Consider the following 20,724-nt stretch of genomic DNA (forward strand, 5'->3'; position numbering starts at 1 on the left):
ATTCACAGCTTCTCCTCCGAGGCCTGTACGTACACCGCGCCCTGGCCGGACAGCTCCAGCTGGAACGCCTCGCCCGAACCGCGCCCCACCATGTCCCGCCAGCCCAGCGCCGCCGAGAGCTTGTTGCGCACCTCGCCATGGTGGGCGACGTACGCCTGCGGGTCCACGTGGACCGGGCGGTTCGGCGTGATCGGGAGCTCGATGACCCCGCCGTGCGCCATGACCGCCGCCGCGCCGTGGCCCTTGAGCGTGGTCGTGAACAGGCCCTGCCCGGTCACCTGGCCGCGCACCATGCCCATGACACCGCCTTGCGAGCCCATGAACATCGTGCCCTGCTGGAGCGTGCCGTCGAAGGCCAGCAGCCGGTCCGCCTCGACGTAGAGGGTCTCGCCGGTCAGGTTGATCACCTGGATGTGGTGGCCGCCGTGGCCGAACATCACCGTGCCGCTGCCCTCGACCGTCATCAGCGGGGTCTGCTCGTTCGCCACCCGGCGCCCGATCATGCCCATGACGCCGCCCTGGCCGCCGGTGATGTCCGGGGTGAAGGAGACGTCGCCGCGGTAGGCGAGCATCGCGCCGCGCTGGCTGTACATGCGCTGCCCCGGAACGACCTGGGCCTCGACCATCTTCGAATTGATCTCGCGGAACGGCATCAGACGTCGCCCCCGATGGTGTTGCGCTCGCTGGGCTGCACGTAGACGAGTCCCTCGCCCTCGAAGCGGATCTGGAAGGCCTCGCCCGAACCCTCCCCGATGAAGGTGCGGAAGTTCACCCCGGACTGGAAGTGCTGCTGGAGGTTGCCGGTGTGCGCGATGTACGCCCCCGGGTCGACCGAGAGCGGGTACTGGGCGCTGACGCGCATCACCACCGCCGGCCCGTGCGACATGATCGCCGCCTGGCCGGTGCCCTCGACGGTCGTGGTGAACAGGCCGTTGCCCGAGGTCGCGCCGCGCAGGCCGGTGAAGGTCGTGCCGGTGCGCAGCCCCCCGTCCGTGCACAGCAGGTTGCTGGACTCGACGTACAGCTTCTCGCCGCGGAGAGCGACCAGATTGATCTCACTGGCGCGGTCGGCGAAGTAGCAGGTGCCGTGCCCCTGTACCTCCATCACGGTCATCTGTTCACCGGTCAGGCGGCGGGTGACCATGCCGCGCAGGCCCTCACCACCACCGGTCATCTTCTTGAAGGCCATCTGGCCGTCGTAGGCGACCATCGAGCCGTTCTTGGCCTTGACGGTATCGCCGGAGAGGTCTACGGCAAGCACTTTGCTGCCTTGGAGTCGGAACTGAGCCACGGGAAGACGTTATCGGCAGCGGGCGGACCCGAACAGGGCCCCATGGCCCGACATCCGGCGCGATCGCCACGCGTCGGAGCCGGTGGGCGGGAGCGGGTCCGGGCGCCCGGGCCGGGGCCGGGGCCCCCGGTCAAGATCCAGCAAAAAGGGCTGACACACTGGAACCGACCCAGGCCGCCCTCCCGAAGGTTCCCCGTGGACATCAAGACCGCTTCCGCCCTGCACCGGCTGCGCCTCATCTCCGTGCCCGAGGCACTGTCGTTCCCGGCCCTGCTGATCTTCGGCTCGCTGCTGAGCCGGGTCTCCGACATCGACTTCCTGATGATGCCGCTCGGCATCATCCACGGCATCCTGTTCGTCCTCTACGCGCTCTTCCTGCTGGACGTGTGGAACCGCGCCAAGTGGCCGGTGAAGAAGGTCGCCCTCTTCTTCGTCCTCGCCCTGATCCCCTTCGGCGGGCTCTACGGCGACAAGCTGCTCAAGCGCGACGAGGCCGACAGCGTGATCGCGGCCCGCGCCCGCGACGCCGCCGGCAAGGAAGGCGCCACCGCGTGATCGTCGCCTTCTCCGTGACCCCGCTGGGCGTCGGCGAAGAGGTCGGCGAGTACGTCGCCGACGCCGTCCGCGTCGTGCGCGAGTCCGGCCTGCCCCACCGCACCGACGCCATGTTCACCTCCATCGAGGGTGACTGGGACGAGGTCATGGACGTGGTCAAGCGCGCCGTCGCCGCCGTCGAGGAGCGGGCGCCCCGGGTCTCCGTCGTCATGAAGGCCGACATCCGCCCCGGCGTGACGGGCGGCCTCGACTCCAAGGTCGAGACGGTCGAACGGCACCTGGCCGCCGGCTGATCACCTCGCGCGCGGGCGTGGCCGGAGCCGCCGTCACCGGGTGCGGCCGGCGCCGGCGTCAGCGGGCGCGCCGGGCCAGGCCCAGCGCGTAGTCCGGCCACCACGCACCCTCCGGCGGGCCGCCCCGGCAGGGGCCGTCCGACTCCCCGGGCCGCCTGACCCACAGGTACGCGTCGACCAGCGGGTCGCCCGTCCGGTCGGTCGGCGCCGGGCCCAGCGAGCGCCCGGGCGGGTTGCACCACGCGCGGGGGCCCTCACCGGGCGGCGGCCCGTCACCGGCCCGGCCGGTGTCGATCACGAAGTGCTCGCCGCCCGTCTCCTCGGAGATCCGCGCGCCGTACGCCCGGGCGGCCGTGACGGACCCGAACCCCGCGACGTTCACCGCGAAGCCGTCCGCCCGCGCCAGGCCCGCCTTCAGGAGCGGCCGGGCGAGCCGGCCGGCGTCGGGCACCGAGGCCGGTCCGCCCGCGTCCAGGTACACCCGCGTGTGGCGCTGCTTCTTGAGCCGGCCGACGGCCTCCGACAGCAGCCGGTAGCGCTCCTCGTGGCGCGCGCCCTCGGTGCAGCCGTCCACCAGGTGCACCACCGCGTCCGGCTCCAGGACGACGACCGCCTTCGCGTCACCGATGGCGGCGGCGAAGGCGTCGAGCCACTTCCGGTACGCCGGTGCGTGCGCGGCGCCACCGGCCGCCCGCGAGCCGCAGGCACGGTACGGCAGGTGGTGCGCCGTGAGGACCAGCGTCCGCCCGTCCGCCCGGGCCTGACCCGCCGCCCGCCTGATCTCCCGGCCCGGATCACGGGGCGCGCCCCACAGGGCCATCGGCTGCTCGGAGATCCGGCGCAGCACCTGGGCGTCACCACTGCGCCCCCGGGCGTCCCACGCGGCCACCTGACGGGCGGCGGCGCTGCGGGGGTCGACCCAGAAGGGGGAGGCGTCGGTGTCCGCGTCCGTGTCCCCGTCCGCGTCGGCCGACGGCGCGGACGCGGCCGGTCCGGCCGGGGGAGCGGGGGCGGGCGGGGCGGACCGGCCGGAGGACGACGAACAGGCGGCGGTCAGGGCCGCCAGGAGCAGGGCCAGGAGCGGGGCGAGGGGCGCGAGGCGCCCGCGAGCGGGGTCCGGCACCCGCATATCGTGACATGGGGGACAGGTGACGGAGCCTCACGACACCACGGGGGCGTCGGCTCCCGGGGCGGCTCCGGCCGCCAGGGCGATGCCGAGCGGCGTGCGCTCGTACAGCACCTGGTGACCCCGGCGGTGCGGCTGGAGCAGCCCGGCCCCGTGCAGGGCCTTCAGGTGCGCGGACACCGTGGAGGGCGCGAGCCGCAGCCGGTGGGCGAGGGCGGTGGTGGACGCCGGCTCGTGCAGCGCGCACAGGACGTCGGCCCGTGCGCGGCCCAGCAGCCGCGCCAGCGCGTCGGGGGTCCGCTCGGCCGTCCGCGTCCACAGCGCGCCGATCCCGCGCGCGGGGTAGACGACGGTCGGCTGCCAGGGCGGGTCGAAGCCGCCGGCGACATTGGGCCAGATGAAGGCGCTGGGCATCAGGAGCAGGCCCTGACCGCCGAGTTCGCGGTCGTGGTGGGAGCGGCGGTCGAGGGTGAGGGTGTTCGTCGGGCCGTGCCAGCGCACTTCGGGGTGCAGGCCGTCGAACAGCTCCTCCAGGCCGCCCTCCGCCAGCCGGCGCGAGTGGAAGAGGATGTCCGCCTCCAGCAGGGCCCGCAGGCGCGGCCAGTGGGGCTCGATGAGGCCGTACCAGGCCCGGGCCATGAGGTCGGCGATGGTCTCCACGGCCCGGGCGGGATCGGCGAGGAACCGACGGCCGGTGGGGGTGTCCAGCGCGCCGGGCGTCGAGGCGAGGGCCCTGCGGAGGTCTTCGCGGGCCAGGGCGGGGTCGGTGGCGCGGACCCGGTCCAGCTCGTCCTCGAAGGCGGTGGTGGGGCCGAGCGGGGGAGGGCTGAGCAGATCGGGGCTGTGGCCGCTGCGGGGCATCAGCAGCCACAGGGGTGAGAGGTCGAGCTGGTCGGCGGCGGCCCGGATCCGGCGCAGCCACGGCAGGTGATAGGCCTGGCGATGGGGCCGCAGCAGAGTGCGGACGGCCTCCTGGGTCTCCCAGAGCGGCGAGATGGCGAACCGGCACCGCAGCAGGTCGGCGGGGGTGAAGCGGTGGTGGAGCGGCATGGTCCTCGAAAGGGGGTCGTCCCCCCGGCCGTCGGGCCCGAGGGGTACCGGGGTCGTCGCGTCGCTCTCACTGTCCCCGCGCGCCGGGCCGGGGACAAGGGGCCGTGCGCCCCGACATTCGGTCACCGCCGAATCTCTCGGTCCCGCGCACCCCACGCCCCACGCTCGGGACATGCCCACCTCCTCCCCTTCCACCGGATACCGGTCCGTCTTCCGCGTCCGCGAGTTCCGGGCCGTCTTCGCCGCCCATCTGCTCAGCGTGCTCGGCGTCGTCGTCGCCGAGATCTCGCTCACCGTCCTCGTCTACCGGCTCACCGGGTCGCCCCTCATGAGTGCGCTGACCTTCGCGCTCGGGTTCCTGCCCTACGTGATCGGCGGCACCCTGCTCGCCCCCGTGGCCGACCGGTACCCGGCCCGCCGGGTGCTCGTGGTCTGCGACCTCGTGTGCGCCGGCTGCGCCGCCGCGATGGTGGTGCCCGGGACGCCCGTCGCCGTGCTGCTCGCGCTGCGGTGCGCGATGGCCGTCGTCGCGCCCCTCTTCCAGGGCACCCGCAACGCCTCGCTCGCCGACATCCTCGGGCCCGGCGACGCCTTCGTCCTCGGCCGCTCGCTGCTGCGCATGGTCGCCCAGAGCGCGCAGCTCGTCGGCTTCGGCCTGGGCGGCCTGCTCCTCGCCGTCGTCGCCCCGCGCGCCGCCATCGCCCTGACCGCCGCCGGCTTCGCCGGCTCCGCGCTGCTGCTGCGGTTCGGGACCCGGGCCCGCCCCGCCCGCGCCGGCCGGGCCGCCCGTACCTCTCCGCTCGCCGGAGTGCGCGCCGTCCTGGGCGCGCGCCGTACGCGGGCGCTGACCCTGATGTTCTGGGTGCCCTCGTTCTTCGTCGTGGTGCCCGAGGCCCTCATGGCCCCGTACGTCGACGGGCTGGGCGCGGGCACCGTCGCGCTCGGGCTGCTGATGTGCGCGCTGCCCGTCGGGACGATCGCGGGCGAGCTGTGGGCCGGCTCCCGGCTCAGTGCCCGGACCCGCTCCCGCATCGTCTTCCCGCTGGCGGCCGTGGGCCTGCTGCCGCTGCTCGGCTACCTCGCGCGGCCGGGCGTACCGGTCCTGCTCGCCGTCCTGGTGCTGGCGGGTCTGGCCCACGCGTACACCCTCGGCCTCGACCAGTGGTACGTCGAGACGGTCCCCGAGGAGGCGCGCGGCCGGGCCATGACCCTGCTGAGCACCGGGCTGATGACCCTTCAGGGGGCCGGGATGGCGCTGGCCGGCCTGGCCGCCGAGTTCCTGCCGCTGCACGTGGTCGTGGCCGGGGCGGGCGCCCTCGGTACGGTCTGCGTCCTGTGGCTCCTCGGTGAGCTGCGCGCCACCGCTCCCGGGGCCGCGCCCGCGCCGGCGCGATCGAAGGATGAGACGGGCCTGGCCACCAAATGACCGGCCGGTAAGGTCTGAGGCGTGCCCAAGCCGCTCAGCCTTCCCTTCGACCCCATCGCCCGCGCCGACGAACTCTGGCAGCAGCGCTGGGGTCCCGTGCCGTCGATGGCCGCCATCACCTCGATCATGCGGGCGCACCAGATCCTCCTCGCCGAGGTGGACGCCGTCGTCAAGCCGTACGGCCTGACCTTCGCGCGCTACGAGGCTTTGGTGCTGCTGACCTTCTCGAAGGCCGGCGAGCTGCCCATGTCGAAGATCGGCGAGCGGCTGATGGTCCACCCGACTTCCGTGACGAACACGGTGGACCGCCTGGTGAAGTCCGGCCTGGTGGCCAAGCGGCCCAATCCCAACGACGGGCGCGGCACCCTCGCCTCGATCACCGACAAGGGCCGCGAGGTGGTGGAGGCGGCGACCCGGGAGCTGATGGCGATGGAGTTCGGGCTGGGCGTGTACGACGCGGAGGAGTGCGCGGAGATCTTCGCGATGCTGCGGCCGCTGCGCGTGGCCGCCGAGGACTTCGACGAGAGGTAGCCCCCGTCAAGATCGAGCAAAACGGACGGCTACGCTCAAGGGCATGAAACGCAGCGTGCTGACCCGGTACCGGGTGATGGCCTTCGCCACCGCCGTCATGCTCCTCGTGCTGTGCACGTGCATGGTCTTCAAGTACGGCTTCGACAAGGGTGCCGACCTGACGCTCGTGGTCTCCCAGGTCCACGGCGTCCTGTTCATGATCTACCTGGTCTTCGCCCTCGACCTGAGCTCCAAGGCCAAGTGGCCGTTCGGGAAGATGATCTGGGTCATGCTGTCGGGCACCATTCCGCTGGCCGCCTTCTTCGTCGAGCGCACGGTCCGCTCCGAGGTCGAGCCGCTGATCACGGACCGTCTGGCGACCGCGGACGCGTAGTCCGTCCGGGCTTTCCGGCCCACCCAGGGGAGGACTCCCCGGGGTGGGCCATCGACATTTACTAGGACGTCCTAGTAAATTCGTGGGTATGGACGCTGACGCCATCGAGGAGGGCCGCCGCCGCTGGCAGGCCCGTTATGACAGGGCTCGCACGCGCGACGCCGACTTCACCACGCTCTCCGGCGATGCCGTCGATCCGGTCTACGGACCCCGGCCCGGCGACACGTACGAGGGCTTCGAGCGGATCGGCTGGCCGGGGGAGTACCCGTACACCCGCGGCCTGCACGCCACCGGCTACCGCGGCCGGACCTGGACCATCCGGCAGTTCGCCGGGTTCGGCAACGCCGAGCAGACCAACGAGCGCTACAAGATGATCCTGGCCGCCGGCGGCGGCGGGCTCTCCGTCGCCTTCGACATGCCGACCCTCATGGGCCGGGACTCCGACGACCCGCGCTCGCTCGGCGAGGTCGGGCACTGCGGTGTCGCCATCGACTCCGCCGCCGACATGGAGGTCCTGTTCAAGGACATCCCGCTCGGCGACGTCACCACCTCCATGACCATCTCCGGGCCCGCCGTGCCCGCCTTCTGCATGTACCTGGTCGCCGCCGAGCGCCAGGGGGTCGACCCGGCCGTGCTCAACGGCACGCTCCAGACCGACATCTTCAAGGAGTACATCGCGCAGAAGGAGTGGCTCTTCGAGCCCGAGCCGCACCTGCGCCTCATCGGCGACCTCATGGAGTACTGCGCGAAGGGCATCCCGGCCTACAAGCCGCTGTCCGTCTCCGGCTACCACATCCGCGAGGCCGGGGCCACGGCCGCGCAGGAGCTCGCCTACACCCTCGCCGACGGCTTCGGGTACGTGGAGCTCGGGCTCTCCCGCGGCCTGGACGTGGACCACTTCGCCTCCGGCCTGTCCTTCTTCTTCGACGCGCACGTCGACTTCTTCGAGGAGATCGCCAAGTTCCGCGCCGCCCGCCGGATCTGGGCGCGCTGGATGAAGGAGGTCTACGGGGCGCAGAACGAGAAGTCCCTGTGGCTGCGCTTCCACACGCAGACCGCCGGTGTCTCGCTGACCGCGCAGCAGCCGTACAACAACGTCGTGCGCACCGCCGTGGAGGCGCTGGCCGCCGTGCTCGGCGGGACCAACTCGCTGCACACCAACGCCCTCGACGAGACCCTCGCCCTGCCCAGCGAGCAGGCCGCCGAGATCGCCCTGCGCACCCAGCAGGTGCTCATGGAGGAGACCGGGGTGGCCAACGTGGCCGACCCGCTGGGCGGCTCCTGGTACGTCGAGCAGCTCACGGACCGCATCGAGGCCGACGCCGAGAAGATCTTCGAACAGATCAAGGAGCGCGGCCTGCGCGCCCACCCGGACGGCAAGCACCCGATCGGGCCGATCACCTCGGGCATCCTGCGCGGTATCGAGGACGGCTGGTTCACCGGCGAGATCGCCGAGTCAGCGTTCCAGTACCAGCGGGCGCTGGAGAAGGGCGACAAGCGGGTCGTCGGGGTCAACGTGCACCACGGCTCGGTCACCGGCGACCTGGAGATCCTGCGGGTCAGCCACGAGGTGGAGTGGGAGCAGGTCCGCCTGCTGGGCGCGCGCAAGGAGCGGCGGGACGACGCGCAGGTGAAGGCCTCGCTCGACGCCATGCTGGCCGCCGCGCGCGACGGCTCGAACATGATCCCGGCCATGCTGGACGCCGTACGGGCCGAGGCGACCCTGGGCGAGATCTGCAACGTGCTGCGCGAGGAGTGGGGCACCTACACCGAGCCGCCGGGCTTCTGACCGGGCTTCCGGCCCGGCTTCCGGCCGGGCCGGGGCGGTTCTTCCCCGCCGGTCGTGGCGCCACCTGCCGTGGCGCCACCTGCCGTGGCGCCGCGGCCGGCATTTTCCTTTCCGGCACGGCACGGCGCGGCCCGGCACGGCGCGGCGCGGCCCGGCGCGGGTCAGGGGGTGCCCGCGGCGCCCTGGAGGCCGTGCATCAGCAGGGCCGTGAAGGTGGCCACCCACAGCTCGTCCACCGGTTCGGAGCTGACCAGGGCGCGGTGGACCACGGTTCCGGCGATCACGTCGAAGATCAGGTCCGTGGTGCGCCCGGCGAGCGCGGTGTCCTCCTCGTAGGGGAGTTCACCGCGGGCCTGGGCACGTTCGCGGCCCAGGACGACCAGGCGCTTCTGCCGGTCCACGATCGCCGACCGGATCCGGTCGCGCAGGGCCTCGTCCCGGGTGGACTCGGCGACGACCGCCATCAGGGCGGTACGGGCCTCCGGCCGCCGCAGCAGCGCGGCGAACTGCAGGACGACGTACTCGATGTCGGCCTCCAGCGAGCCGCGGTCGGGGAGCTCGAGGGTGTCGAAGAGTTCCGCGACGGCGTCCACGACCAGCTCGTTCTTGCCCGCCCAGCGCCGGTACAGGGTGGTCTTGGCGACCCCGGCCCGCGCCGAGACGTCCCCCATCGTCAGCTTGGACCAGCCCAGTTCGCACAGTGCGTCCCGGGTCGCCCCGAGGATCGCGGCGTCCGCCTCGGCGCTGCGGGGCCGTCCGGTCCGTCCCCCGGAGACGGAACCTGTCGTTCCGGAACGTGGGTGTCGCATGGCCGAGACCATACCGGTCGGTAGGGGAACCGTTCCGGCCCCTGACGCTGTGTCTGAGATCACGGGGCGCCGGACGCCCGGGAGAGTTACGCTACGGCTCGTAGCGTAAGAGCGACAACCACGCCCAGCTACCGGCGCCAGGTGGGGACCCGGCGCCCCGTTCATTCCGGGCGGTTCATTTCAGGCGATCTTTTTCGTCGGCGCGCGCACACGGGGGAGGATGTACGCATGCAGCCCAGAAACATGTCCATGAGCGGCGTCGTCGACCTCGCCGCGGTGAAGGCGGCCGGCGAGGCCAAGGCCAAGGCCGAGCAGGCGCGCGCCGAGGCCGCCCGGCACGGTGGCGGCGGTGCCGTACCGCCGTCGGCGCTCGTCTTCGACGTAGACGAGGCCGGCTTCGAGCGCGACGTGCTCCAGCGCTCCACCGAGGTCGCGGTGGTCATCGACTTCCGCGCGGAGCGTTCCGAGGCCTCCCAGCAGCTCGGCGCGCTCCTGGAGCGGCTCGCCGCCGAGGCGGCCGGCCGCTTCGTGCTGGCCCGGGTCGACGTGGACGCCAGCCAGATGCTCGTGCAGCAGTTCGGCATCCAGGGCATCCCGGCGGTCTTCGCCGTCGTCGCCGGCCAGGCACTGCCCCTGTTCCAGGGCGCGGCGCCCGAAGCGCAGGTCCGCGAGACCCTCGCCCAGCTGATCCAGGTCGCCGAGGAGCGCTTCGGGCTCACCGGCATCACCGTCGACCCCGCCGCCGAGGGGGGTGCGCCGGGCGAGCCGGCGGCCGTACAGGCCGGCCCGTACGACGCGCTGCTGGAAGCGGCGATGTCCGCGCTCGACGCCGGTGACCTGGGCGGAGCCGTCCAGGCGTACAAGAACGTGCTCGCCGAGGACCCGGGTCACCCGGAGGCCAGGCTGGGGCTCGCGCAGGCCGAGCTGCTGAGCCGTGTGCAGGGCATGAACCCGCAGGAGGTGCGGGCCGCGGCCGCCGCCGACCCCAAGGACCCGGCCGCCCAGATCGCCGCCGCGGACCTGGACCTGGTCGGCGGTCACGTCGAGGACGCCTTCGGGCGGCTGGTGGACACCGTCCGCGTCACCGCGGGCGAGGACCGGGACGCCGTGCGCGTGCGGCTGCTGGAGCTGTTCGAAGTCATCGGGGCGGACGACCCCCGGGTCACGGCGGCCCGTGCGGCGCTCGCGCGGGTGCTCTTCTAGCGCCGCGCCGGCCGGTGCCGGCCCGGCCCCGTGAGGGCGTCCGGCACCCGGCGATTTGTTGACACGGAGACAAACAGCGGCCGCACTTTGCCAAAACTTGGCAATCGCGGCCGCTGTTACTCGCAGTAAATCGAACCCCTGGATCTGCCCGGTTCCTCCGCGATTCAGGGCATCTGTCATGGCCCTCGGTGGCACCCAGCGTCGCGGGTGGACCGCATTGGGTCGTACCCCGGTTATCCAGCCGTTACCCGCCAGTAACGAACCCCCTTGTGCCCCGGCCGCGAATGGACCACGATCGGCCACGCTCGGTCCGTCCCGCAGAGCCGCTCACCCGGAGCCGCGGAGACGGGTCCCCACCGGGCCGGCCGGTGGCAGTGCACCGGCCGAAGGACAGGGGGGTCCTTGCCGTACCCGGCAGGGCCTGTCCTCCAGGTTGCGCGGACGCGTGGCCCAGTGGTTGTCGCTCGGGGGTGATCGCCGGTGTACCTGACGCGGATCCGCGGCACGGCGCGCCTGCGCTCCTTCCCGAGGACGTAGCACTTCTCCCATCCCAGGAACGGGCAGGGCCCGGACCGGAGATGTACGTCCGAGAAGGAGGAACAACATGAATTCCCAGGTTCGTGGCGGGACCAGATGGAAGCGCTTCGCGCTCGTCATGGTCCCGAGCATCGCGGCCACCGCCGCGGTCGGTGTGGGTCTGGCGCAGGGCGCTCTCGCGGCGTCCTTCAGCGTCTCCGGACAGGACTTCAAGGTGCGCGCCGACGAACTCGTCGGTCAGGACCTGATCCAGTACGGCGGCATCGCCGAGGGCCACAGCCTCAAGGGTGACCCGCAGCACCACCCGGTCACCATCTCCGGCTTCCGCGAGGCCAAGATCACCAACATGTGCCAGTCGCTGGTCACCCCGGTGCCCGGCCTCGGCAACATCACCCTGAAGCTGCAGACGGGCCACAAGGGCCGTCCGGCGGTCGCCCAGAACATCTACCTGGACGTCGCCGAGCTGGACGCGGACGCCAAGTTCGAGCAGCTCGACATCGGTGTCGCGGTGGGCGACCAGACCAACCCCACCAAGCCGCAGCCGGGCACGGTCTCCAGCCCGTTCGCGTTCTCGCAGCGCGCCAAGACGGCGACGCTGACGAACGTGCGCCAGAAGGCGTGGGCGACGACGGCGGGCACCTTCACGCTGCCCGACCTCAAGCTGCGTCTGCTCAGCGGCGACCAGCCGTGCTACCAGGACGAGAAGTAGTCCGTCCTCGTGTTGCTTGACCGGCCGGGCGGGCGGCACTGTCGTCCCGTCCGCCCGTCCGGGCGCGACACCGAAGTCTTCGTACCACCGTTTCAGGGAGCTGTTGTCCATGAACCCCCAGGCCCCGGTCAACGCCGCTGACGACCACTGGCTCACCGTGGTGTACTACCGCTTCCACACCTGGACGGGCAAGCGGCCGTTCTGGGCCGGGCTGTTCACCATGCTGGCCGGCGCGCCGATCATCTACTTCCCGTTCGGCGACACCCGGCTGGCGAACGTCTCGGTGACGCTGGCCACCACGACCGGCTCCGGCTCGCTGATCATCGGGATCCTGCTCATCACCCTGGGGCTCACGCTCTGGTTCCAGCAGGGGGTCCGGGTCTTCGCCGGCGTCGCCGCGATCCTGCTCGGCCTGGTCTCCCTGCCGCTGTCCAACCTCGGCGGCTGGTTCCTGGGCCTGATCTTCGCACTGGTCGGCGGCAGCCTCGCCCTGGCCTGGGTGCCGGGTGTGCCCGAAGCGGCATCCGAGCCCGACGTACAGCCCCTCGCGACCACCGCTGCCGTTCCCGCACCGCGGGAGACGGAGACCGGCTACGCGACAGAGAAGACTGCCCACGCCGACGGCGGGAGGAACAGTGCGGGGTGACGAGACGCAGCGGGCCGCGGCCCGTGACGGAGAGTCCCGTGAGAAGAGGGGCCCGCGCCACGCGGCGCCCAGGAAGTCGCTGCTGACGAAGTTCCAGATACCCGTCGGCAGGACCATGGCGCTGGCCGCGATGCCGACGGCGGTGTTCGTCGGGATGGGCATGGCCCCCAAGCTGGCCGTCGCGGACGACAAGGAGATCCCGTTCGCGCCGGGACCGTGCGTGACGCGGTCCGACGAGCCCACGCAGTCGGCGTCGCCCTCGCCGTCCGCGTCCGCGTCGGCGTCCCCGACGAAGACGCCGGATGCGAAGCCGTCGCCGGGTGCCTCGCCCGGCGCGTCGAACACGCCGAAGCCCGGCGTGTCCCCGTCGGCCACGGCACCCGGCAGCAAGCCGACCGGTCCGCCGGCCGCCGCGAAGCAGGGCACCCCGACGACCGCTCCGTCCACGAGCCCCTCCCCGACGAAGACCGCGAACCCGCTGGACCCGCTGGGTGTCGGCGACAAGATCAAGGACTTCTTCGACGATCTCGGCAAGCCGAAGGACGCGACGACTCCGGCCACCCCGGCGCCGACGTCCACCGCGACCCCGCCGGCCAAGCCGCCGACGCCCGCGGACCCGGCCAAGCCGGCGGCCAAGGACCCGGCGGCCGAGGCCATCCGCGAGGCGGCCAAGAAGGCCGGCGTCGAGGTCGAGGAGCTGTCCGAGGACGTCAAGGACACGGCCAAGAACCCGAAGGACGAGACGGGCACCAAGGACGACAAGGACGCCGACGACAAGGCGGACGAGGCGGACAAGGACAAGGACAAGGCCACCGACGGCAAGCAGCCGTTCCCGTGCCCGACCCTGGACGCCCAGGCCCTCGCCGACGCCCAGCTCGAACCCGGCATCCCGCTCCTGCCGGACGAGCCCTGGTACCTCGACAGCTCCCTGCTGACCCTCTACGGCCTCGACTACGAGGGCATCGTCGAGGTGAAGACGGGTAGCGGCAAGACCAAGAAGGTCCTGAAGTTCACGGCGGACTCGCTCGACATCAAGGACCTCTACCAGACCGTCGGCAAGGGCTCGAACATCGCCCACCTGAAGTCGCGCCCGGGCTCCACGTCCAAGATTCGCGGCGGCACGGTGACGATGTACACCGAGTCGCTCAAGGGCAACCTCTTCGGGATCATCCCCATCGAGTTCAGCCCGACCAGCCCGCCGCCCCTGAACGTCCCCTTCGCGTTCTTCACGGACGTCAAGGTCGTCCAGGCCGGCCAGTTCGGCGGCACACTCACCGTCCCGGGCCTGAAGAACTACATCGGTCCGCCGGAGAACTGACCGGCGCGGCAGGGGAAACGCCCGAGGGCGGTGTCCCGGTCCCCTTCCGGGGGGCCGGGACACCGCCCTCGCTGCTGTGCGGCAGGTGGTGCGTGTGGGGCGTCAGTCGCGGTCGCCGCCGCCGAGGTGGTGGACGCGGACCATGTTGGTCGTGCCCGGGACGCCGGGGGGCGAGCCGGCGGTGATGACCATGATGTCGTTGTCGTTGTAGCGGCCGAGCTTCAGCAGCTCGCCGTCCACCAGGTCGACCATCGCGTCGGTGGTGTCCACGTGCGGGACGATGTACGACTCCACGCCCCAGCTCAGCGTGAGCTGGTTGCGGGTGTTGTGGTCGGTGGTGAAGGCCAGGATCGGCTGGATCGCGCGGTAGCGCGAGAGGCGGCGGGCGGTGTCGCCGGACTGGGTGAAGGCGATGAGCGCCTTGCCGCCCAGGAAGTCGGCGATCTCGCAGGCCGCACGCGCGACGGAACCGCCCTGGGTGCGCGGCTTCTTGCCCGGGACCAGCGGCTGCAGGCCCTTGGAGAGCAGTTCCTCCTCGGCCGCGGTGACGATCTTCGACATCGTCTTCACGGTCTCGATCGGGTACGCGCCCACCGAGGACTCGGCCGACAGCATGACCGCGTCCGCGCCGTCCAGGATGGCGTTGGCGACGTCGGAGGCCTCGGCGCGGGTCGGCCGGGAGTTGGTGATCATCGACTCCATCATCTGGGTCGCGACGATCACCGGCTTGGCGTTGCGGCGGCACATCTCGATGAGCCGCTTCTGGACCATCGGGACCTTCTCGAGCGGGTACTCGACGGCCAGGTCGCCGCGGGCCACCATGACCGCGTCGAACGCGTCGACCACGGCCGCCATGTTCTCCACGGCCTGCGGCTTCTCCACCTTGGCGATGACGGGGACCCGGCGGCCCTCCTCGTCCATGACCTTGTGGACGTCCTTGACGTCGTTGGCGTCGCGGACGAAGGACAGCGCGACCATGTCGCAGCCCATGCGGAGCGCGAAGCGGAGGTCGTCGACGTCCTTCTCGGACAGGGCCGGGACGTTCACCGCCGCGCCGGGCAGGTTGATGCCCTTGTGGTCGGAGATGACACCGCCCTCGACGACGACCGTCTTGACCCGGGTGCCGTCGACCTCGACGACCCGCAGCTCGACGTTGCCGTCGTTGATCAGGACCGGGTCGCCCACGGCGACGTCGCCCGGCAGGCCCTTGTAGGTGGTGCCGCAGATGGACTTGTCGCCCGGGACGTCCTCGACGGTGATGGTGAACTCGTCACCGCGCACCAGCTCGACCGGACCCTCGGCGAAGGTCTCCAGGCGGATCTTCGGCCCCTGGAGGTCGGCGAGGACGCCGACCGCGCGGCCGGTCTCCTCGCAGGCCTGGCGGACGCGGTCGTACCGCTCCTGGTGTTCTGCCTGGGATCCGTGGCTGAAGTTGAATCGGGCCACGTTCATACCGGCCTCGATGAGAGCTTTCAGCTGCTCGAGCGAGTCGACGGCGGGGCCCAGCGTGCAGACGATTTTGGAACGGCGCATGGACGGATCCTATCGGTTTGTTTCGTAGCGGAATATTCCGTCTGGTGGAAAGTCCAAGTGACTACTGAGTAACGAGCTCGTAGGCCTGGGTGGCGATCTCCAGCTCCTCGTCCGTCGGGATCACGGCCACCGCCACCCGTGCGTACTCCGCCGAGATCAGCCGCGGCCGCGACGAGCGCTCCGCGTTCGCCTCCAGGTCGAGCGCGAGACCGAGCTCCTCCAGACCCGCCACCGCAGCCTCCCGCACCGCGGCCGCGTTCTCCCCCACCCCGGCCGTGAACACCACCGCGTCCACCCGGCCGAGCACCGCCGCGTACGCGCCGATGTACTTCTTCAGCCGGTGGACGTACGTCGCGAAGGCGTTCCGCGCCGCCTCGTCGCCCTCGCCCGCCCGGCGCAGCACCTCGCGCATGTCGTTGTCGCCGCACAGCCCCAGCAGACCGCTCTTCTTGTTCAGCAGCGAGTCGATCTCGTCCACCGACATGCCGCCCACCCGCGCCAGGTGGAAGACGACCGCCGGGTCCAGGTCGCCCGAGCGGGTGCCCATGACCAGGCCCTCCAGCGGGGTCAGGCCCATCGAGGTGTCCACGCACACCCCGCCGCGCACCGCCGAGGCCGACGCGCCGTTGCCCAGGTGCAGCACGATCACGTTGACGTCCTCGGGCGCCTTGCCCAGCAGCTCCGCGGCCGCCCGGGAGACGTACGCGTGCGAGGTGCCGTGGAAGCCGTACCGCCGGATGGCGTACCGGGCGGCGGTCTCCGCGTCGATCGCGTACTGGGCGGCGTAGTCCGGGATCGTCGCGTGGAAGGCGGTGTCGAAGACCGCCACCTGCGGCAGGTCCGCGCGCAGCGCGCGGGCCACCTCGATCCCGGTGATGTTCGCCGGATTGTGCAGCGGCGCCAGCGGCACCAGCGCGCGGATCTCGGCGAGCACCTCGTCGTCGATCACGGTCGGCCGGGTGAAACGGGTCCCGCCGTGCACCACCCGGTGGCCCACCGCCGCCAGTTCGGGGGAGTCCAGGCCCATGCCGTCGGCGGCCAGCTCCGCCGCGACCGCCTTCAGCGCCGCGTCGTGGTCCGCGATCGGGCCGAGCTGCTCGCGCTTCGCGCCGCCCGCCGGCTCGTGCACCAGCCGGGAGCTCTCCTCCCCGATCCGCTCCACCAGGCCGGCGGCCGGCCGGGAGCCGTCGGCCATGTCGAGCAGCTGGTACTTCAGGGACGAGGAGCCGGAGTTGAGGACGAGTACGCGCGAGGCGGTCACGGCGGTCACGATCAGGGTCTTTCCTTCGCTGGCGGTGGGGGAGGGGTGGGCGGGGCGGGCTAGAGGGACGGCGCCGGGGCCTGGGACTGGATGGCGGTGATCGCCACCGTGGTGACGATGTCCTGCACCAGCGCCCCGCGCGAGAGGTCGTTGACCGGCTTGCGCAGACCCTGCAGCACCGGCCCGACCGCGACCGCGCCCGCGGAGCGCTGCACGGCCTTGTACGTGTTGTTGCCCGTGTTGAGGTCCGGGAAGATCAGTACGGTCGCCCGCCCGGCCACCTCGGAGCCCGGCAGCTTGGTCGCCGCCACCGACGGCTCCACGGCCGCGTCGTACTGGATCGGGCCCTCGATCAGCAGGTCGGGCCGCTGCTCGCGGACGATCTCGGTGGCCTTGCGCACCTTGTCCACGTCCGCGCCCGAGCCGGAGGTGCCGGTGGAGTACGACAGCATCGCGATCCGGGGCTCGACGCCGAAGGCGGCGGCGGTGGCGGCCGACTGGACGGCGATGTCCGCGAGCTGCTCGGCGTCCGGGTCCGGGTTGACCGCGCAGTCGCCGTAGACGAGGACCTTGTCGGCCAGGCACATGAAGAAGACCGAGGAGACGATCGCTGCCTCCGGCTTGGTCTTGATGATCTCGAAGGCCGGCCGGATGGTCGCGGCCGTGGAGTGCACCGAACCGGAGACCATGCCGTCGGCCAGGCCCATCTGGACCATCAGCGTGCCGAAGTAGTTGACGTCGGTGACCACGTCGGCGGCCAGCTCGACCGTCATGCCCTTGTGGGCACGGGCCTGGGCGTAGTACTCGGCGAACCGTTCCCGCAGCCGGGAGGTGGCCGGGTCGATCAGCTGCGCACCGGAGACGTCGACGCCCAGGTCGGCGGCCTTCTTCAGGATCGCCTGCTCCTCGCCGAGCAGGGTCAGGTCGCACACCCCCCGGCGCAGCACCACGTCCGCGGCGCGCAGCACCCGCTCCTCGGTGCCCTCGGGCAGCACGACCCGGCGCCGGTCGGACCGGGCCCGCTCCAGCAGCTCGTGCTCGAACATCATCGGCGTGACGCGCTCGGAGCGGGCCACCGACAGCAGGTCGCGCAGCTCGCCGGTGTCCACGTGCCGTTCGAACAGGCCCAGCGCGGTCTCCAGCTTGCGCGGGGTGGCGGAGTTCAGCCGGCTCTGCAGCGAGAAGAGTTCGGCGGCCGTCGGGAAGCTGTTGCCGGCCACCGAGACCACCGGGGTGCCGGGCGCCAGCTTCGAGGCCATGTCCAGGATGTGCGGGGCCGGGCGCTCGTTCAGGGTGAGCAGCACGCCCGCGATGGCCGGGGTGCCGGAGGTGTGCGCGGCCAGCGCGCCGACCACCAGGTCGGAGCGGTCGCCGGGGGTGACGACCAGGCAGCCGGGGGTCAGGGCGTTGAGGAAGTTCGGCAGCATCGCGCCGCCGAAGACGAAGTCCAGCGCGTCCCGGGCCAGGCCCGCCTCGTCGCCGAGCAGCACCTCGCCGCCGAGCGCGCGGGTGATCTGGGCGACCGTCGGGGCGGAGAGCGACTTGTCGTCCGGCAGCACGTAGCAGGGCACGGGCAGCCGGGCGGCGAGCCGCCCGGCTATGACCTCGCGGTCCTCGGCGGCCACCCGGTTGACCACCATGGCGACGACCTCGCAGCCCAGGCTCTCGTAGGCGCGGTAGGCGTTGCGGGCCTCGGCGCGCACGGCCTCGGCGGACTGCTTGGTGCCGCCGACCACGGGGACGACGACCGCGCCGAGCTCGTTGGCCAGCCGCGCGTTGAGCGCGAGCTCGTCGGGGAGGTTGGTCTCGGCGTAGTCGGTGCCGAGGACCAGCATGACCTCGTAGTCGCGGGCGGCCCGGTGGAAGCGGTCGACCAGCTGGGAGACCAGCTCGTCGGTGCCCTTCTCGGCCAGGATCACCGAGGCGTCGTGGTAGTCCATGCCGAACGCCGTCGAGGCGTCCTGCTCCAGCCGGTAGCGGGCCTTGAGCAGGTCGAAGAGCCGGTCCGGCGCATCGTGCAGCAGTGGCCGGTAGACACCGACGCGGCCGGTCTGGCGGGTCAGCATTTCCATGATTCCCAGCTCGACGACCTGCCGGCCGTCCCCCCGGTCGATACCGGTCACGTACACGCTGCGCGTCACGCGTGCTCTCCGTCCGTGCTCACGAGTCGAAATTCCCAGTTAAGGTGGGCTTGACCTCTTGACAATACCCTTGCGGATGGATAGTGCGCCCGCCAGGAAAAAGGGCCCGCGAGCGTGGGCCGAAAGCCCCACGACCAGGAGCAGGAGACACAGCACGATGCGTATCGGAGTTCTCACCGCGGGCGGCGACTGCCCGGGCCTCAACGCTGTCATCCGCTCGGTCGTCCACCGTGCGCTCGTGGGCCACGGCGACGAGGTCATCGGCTTCGAGGACGGCTTCAAGGGCCTGCTCGACGGGCACTACCGCCCCCTCGGCATCAACGAGGTCAGCGGGATCCTGGCCCGTGGCGGAACGATTCTGGGCTCCGCCCGCATGGAGCGTGCCCGGCTGCACGAAGCCGCCGAGAACGCCCAGGAACTGGCCACGCGCTACGGCATCGACGCCCTGATCCCGATCGGCGGCGAGGGCACCCTGACGGCCGCCCGGATGCTCTCCGACGCCGGCATGCCGGTCGTGGGCGTGCCCAAGACCATCGACAACGACATCTCCTCCACCGACCGCACCTTCGGCTTCGACACCGCCGTCACGGTCGCCACCGAGGCCATAGACCGCCTGAAGACCACCGCCGAGTCCCACCAGCGCGTGATGGTCGTCGAGGTCATGGGCCGGCACGCCGGCTGGATCGCCCTGGAGTCCGGCATGGCCGGCGGCGCCCACGGCATCTGTCTGCCCGAGCGCCTCTTCGAGGTGGACGACCTGGTCAAGATGGTCGAGGAGCGCTTCTCGCGCGGCAAGAAGTTCGCCGTCATCTGCGTCGCCGAGGGCGCGCACCCGGCCGAGGGCTCCATGCCGTACGAGCGGGGCGCGATCGACGCGTACGGTCACGAGCGCTTCGCCGGCATCGGCAACCGGCTCGCCGTCGAGCTGGAGCGGCGCCTGGGCAAGGAGGCCCGCCCGGTCATCCTCGGCCACGTCCAGCGCGGCGGCACGCCGACCGCGTACGACCGGGTGCTCGCCACCCGCTTCGGCTGGCACGCGGTGGAGGCCGTCCACCGCGGCGACTTCGGGAACATGACCGCCCTGCGCGGCACCGACATCGTGATGGCGCCGCTGGCCGAGGCCGTCACCGAGCTCAAGACCGTCCCGGAGTCGCGGATGTTCGAGGCCGAATCGGTCTTCTGACCGGTACGGCGGGCGCGGGGGCCGGGAGCCGGCGAACCTGGCCCCCTTTTCCCGCGGCCGTTCGGCCCCGCTCGGTTCCCGCCGCGGACCGGCCGGGGCCGTCCTCTCACTCCGCCGAGCGCGCCAGCGCCCAGAACCGGTCCACGATGCCGGCCAGGAACTCCCGCCCCGCGTCCCCGCTGCCGGCGTCCCCGGCCGCGCCGCCCCAGCTGAGCGTCGCCACCATCCGCGCCTGGTACTCGTCGTGGAGCCTGCCGAGCACCCGCTCCAGGTGGGGGCGCGGCACCGGCAGCAGCTTGGCGAGCGGTTTGACGTACGCCTGCCAGCGGGTGGTGACCGCACTGCGCAGCAGTCCGGCGAGCTCCTCCTGCTTGCCGGTGGCGGCCACGAACTGCGGCAGGGTCAGCTGAAGGACGGTCGCCAGCGCCGCCGACTGGCGCTCGTTGCCCTTCCAGCGGCCGGTGTCCTCCATCTTCTGGTAGGAGTTCGCGTCCAGGCCCAGCCGCCGGGCCAGTTCGTCGGGGGCCAGCCCCCGCGCGACACGGTGCTCGCGCAGGGTGACCGGTTCGGCGAGCAGCTCCCCGGGGGAGCACCACAGCACGCCGGCCAGCGCGGTCAGCTCCGTCTGGCTCGGCGAGATCTCGCCGCGCTCCCAGGCCATGACGGTCTCGGGTTCGACGAGGACTCCGTACTGGGCGCGCAGTCCGTACGCGACGTGGCCGGGCGCCATGCCCAGCGCGGCCCGCAGGCGGCGGGCGGCGGGGGCGTTGAAGGGGGGGCTCTGGTGCACGAGGCACACCGTAGGAGTTGGCAGGGTCATCCGACTACAGGTTGTTCGCCCAAGGTCACAACTCGTAGGAAAGTCCTAGGATGTGCGGCACTTTCGGCCGCTTTCCCGGCGACTGTCCGGTAATCGGACCAGGCAGGGTGAACCGTCCCCTCCGCGCACC

General features: G+C 71.9%; 20 protein-coding genes. 11 read left to right on the plus strand and 9 right to left on the minus strand.

What is annotated here, in order from left to right:
- Positions 1-2: 2 nt before the first annotated feature.
- On the minus strand, positions 3-653 hold the full coding sequence (locus tag ACZ6KO_RS17655) for an AIM24 family protein (RefSeq protein ID WP_469304835.1): 651 nt from the start codon (positions 651-653) through the stop codon (positions 3-5).
- The gene (locus ACZ6KO_RS17660; RefSeq protein WP_469304836.1) at positions 653-1,291 is read right to left on the minus strand and encodes an AIM24 family protein; all 639 of its coding nucleotides are present in this window, start codon (positions 1,289-1,291) and stop codon (positions 653-655) included. Before ACZ6KO_RS17660 ends, ACZ6KO_RS17655 begins: the two co-directional genes overlap by 1 nt.
- Before the next feature lie 195 nt (positions 1,292-1,486).
- Between ACZ6KO_RS17660 and ACZ6KO_RS17665 the strand changes: the two genes are divergently transcribed.
- The gene (locus ACZ6KO_RS17665; protein ID WP_469304837.1) at positions 1,487-1,846 is read left to right on the plus strand and encodes a DUF3817 domain-containing protein; all 360 of its coding nucleotides are present in this window, start codon (positions 1,487-1,489) and stop codon (positions 1,844-1,846) included.
- Complete coding sequence (locus ACZ6KO_RS17670; protein WP_469304838.1) at positions 1,843-2,139, plus strand: MTH1187 family thiamine-binding protein; 297 nt, start codon at positions 1,843-1,845, stop codon at positions 2,137-2,139. Before ACZ6KO_RS17665 ends, ACZ6KO_RS17670 begins: the two co-directional genes overlap by 4 nt.
- A gap of 58 nt (positions 2,140-2,197) precedes the next feature.
- Here the strand turns inward: ACZ6KO_RS17670 and ACZ6KO_RS17675 are convergent, their stop codons facing one another.
- A complete protein-coding gene (locus ACZ6KO_RS17675) occupies positions 2,198-3,268 on the minus strand; it encodes a glycoside hydrolase family 6 protein (protein ID WP_469304839.1) in 1,071 nt (356 codons plus the stop codon).
- A gap of 30 nt (positions 3,269-3,298) precedes the next feature.
- Complete coding sequence (locus ACZ6KO_RS17680) at positions 3,299-4,315, minus strand: ArsR/SmtB family transcription factor (protein WP_469304840.1); 1,017 nt, start codon at positions 4,313-4,315, stop codon at positions 3,299-3,301.
- A 172-nt stretch (positions 4,316-4,487) separates the two neighbouring features.
- On the opposite strand from ACZ6KO_RS17680, the gene ACZ6KO_RS17685 reads away from it, so the two are divergent.
- The 4 genes from ACZ6KO_RS17685 (at position 4,488) to ACZ6KO_RS17700 (ending at position 8,434) form a co-directional block, all read left to right on the plus strand.
- Positions 4,488-5,741, plus strand: coding sequence for an MFS transporter (locus ACZ6KO_RS17685; RefSeq protein ID WP_469304841.1), 1,254 nt, complete (start codon positions 4,488-4,490; stop codon positions 5,739-5,741).
- Between the two features lie 21 nt (positions 5,742-5,762).
- Positions 5,763-6,272 (plus strand): MarR family winged helix-turn-helix transcriptional regulator, encoded by a 510-nt coding sequence (locus ACZ6KO_RS17690; RefSeq protein WP_469304842.1) that lies wholly within the window; start codon positions 5,763-5,765, stop codon positions 6,270-6,272.
- A gap of 43 nt (positions 6,273-6,315) precedes the next feature.
- Positions 6,316-6,645, plus strand: a complete 330-nt coding sequence (locus ACZ6KO_RS17695; RefSeq protein ID WP_469304843.1) for a DUF3817 domain-containing protein — start codon at positions 6,316-6,318, stop codon at positions 6,643-6,645.
- Between the two features lie 88 nt (positions 6,646-6,733).
- On the plus strand, positions 6,734-8,434 hold the full coding sequence (locus tag ACZ6KO_RS17700) for an acyl-CoA mutase large subunit family protein (protein ID WP_469304844.1): 1,701 nt from the start codon (positions 6,734-6,736) through the stop codon (positions 8,432-8,434).
- Between the two features lie 161 nt (positions 8,435-8,595).
- On the opposite strand, the gene ACZ6KO_RS17705 is transcribed toward ACZ6KO_RS17700, so the two are convergent.
- Positions 8,596-9,243 (minus strand): TetR/AcrR family transcriptional regulator, encoded by a 648-nt coding sequence (locus ACZ6KO_RS17705; RefSeq protein WP_469304845.1) that lies wholly within the window; start codon positions 9,241-9,243, stop codon positions 8,596-8,598.
- Positions 9,244-9,471: 228 nt separating this feature from the next.
- Here ACZ6KO_RS17705 and ACZ6KO_RS17710 point away from each other — a divergent pair, with 228 nt between their 5' ends.
- The 4 genes from ACZ6KO_RS17710 (at position 9,472) to ACZ6KO_RS17725 (ending at position 13,656) form a co-directional block, all read left to right on the plus strand.
- Positions 9,472-10,446, plus strand: a complete 975-nt coding sequence (locus ACZ6KO_RS17710) for a tetratricopeptide repeat protein (RefSeq protein WP_469304846.1) — start codon at positions 9,472-9,474, stop codon at positions 10,444-10,446.
- Positions 10,447-11,050: 604 nt separating this feature from the next.
- Positions 11,051-11,692, plus strand: coding sequence for a DUF6230 family protein (locus ACZ6KO_RS17715; protein ID WP_469304847.1), 642 nt, complete (start codon positions 11,051-11,053; stop codon positions 11,690-11,692).
- A gap of 109 nt (positions 11,693-11,801) precedes the next feature.
- Positions 11,802-12,338: a DUF6114 domain-containing protein gene (locus ACZ6KO_RS17720; RefSeq protein WP_469304848.1), complete on the plus strand. Its 537-nt coding sequence runs from the start codon at positions 11,802-11,804 to the stop codon at positions 12,336-12,338.
- On the plus strand, positions 12,328-13,656 hold the full coding sequence (locus ACZ6KO_RS17725) for a hypothetical protein (RefSeq protein WP_469304849.1): 1,329 nt from the start codon (positions 12,328-12,330) through the stop codon (positions 13,654-13,656). The genes ACZ6KO_RS17720 and ACZ6KO_RS17725 overlap by 11 nt, the downstream gene beginning before the upstream one ends.
- A 102-nt stretch (positions 13,657-13,758) precedes the next feature.
- On the opposite strand, the gene pyk is transcribed toward ACZ6KO_RS17725, so the two are convergent.
- The 3 genes from pyk to pta form a co-directional block, all read right to left on the minus strand.
- Positions 13,759-15,189 carry a pyruvate kinase gene (gene pyk, locus ACZ6KO_RS17730; RefSeq protein WP_469304850.1) on the minus strand — a complete coding sequence of 477 codons (1,431 nt, stop codon included), beginning with the start codon at positions 15,187-15,189 and terminating at the stop codon, positions 13,759-13,761.
- 61 nt (positions 15,190-15,250) lie between these two features.
- The gene (locus ACZ6KO_RS17735) at positions 15,251-16,450 is read right to left on the minus strand and encodes an acetate kinase (protein WP_469305011.1); all 1,200 of its coding nucleotides are present in this window, start codon (positions 16,448-16,450) and stop codon (positions 15,251-15,253) included.
- A 59-nt stretch (positions 16,451-16,509) separates the two neighbouring features.
- On the minus strand, positions 16,510-18,591 hold the full coding sequence (gene pta / locus ACZ6KO_RS17740) for a phosphate acetyltransferase (RefSeq protein ID WP_469304851.1): 2,082 nt from the start codon (positions 18,589-18,591) through the stop codon (positions 16,510-16,512).
- A 157-nt stretch (positions 18,592-18,748) separates the two neighbouring features.
- Between pta and ACZ6KO_RS17745 the strand changes: the two genes are divergently transcribed.
- Positions 18,749-19,774: an ATP-dependent 6-phosphofructokinase gene (locus ACZ6KO_RS17745; RefSeq protein ID WP_469304852.1), complete on the plus strand. Its 1,026-nt coding sequence runs from the start codon at positions 18,749-18,751 to the stop codon at positions 19,772-19,774.
- Between the two features lie 106 nt (positions 19,775-19,880).
- On the opposite strand, the gene ACZ6KO_RS17750 is transcribed toward ACZ6KO_RS17745, so the two are convergent.
- Positions 19,881-20,594 (minus strand): helix-turn-helix domain-containing protein, encoded by a 714-nt coding sequence (locus ACZ6KO_RS17750; protein WP_469304853.1) that lies wholly within the window; start codon positions 20,592-20,594, stop codon positions 19,881-19,883.
- Positions 20,595-20,724 lie beyond the last annotated feature (130 nt).

The organism is Streptomyces sp. NPDC042102, assembly GCF_055582305.1.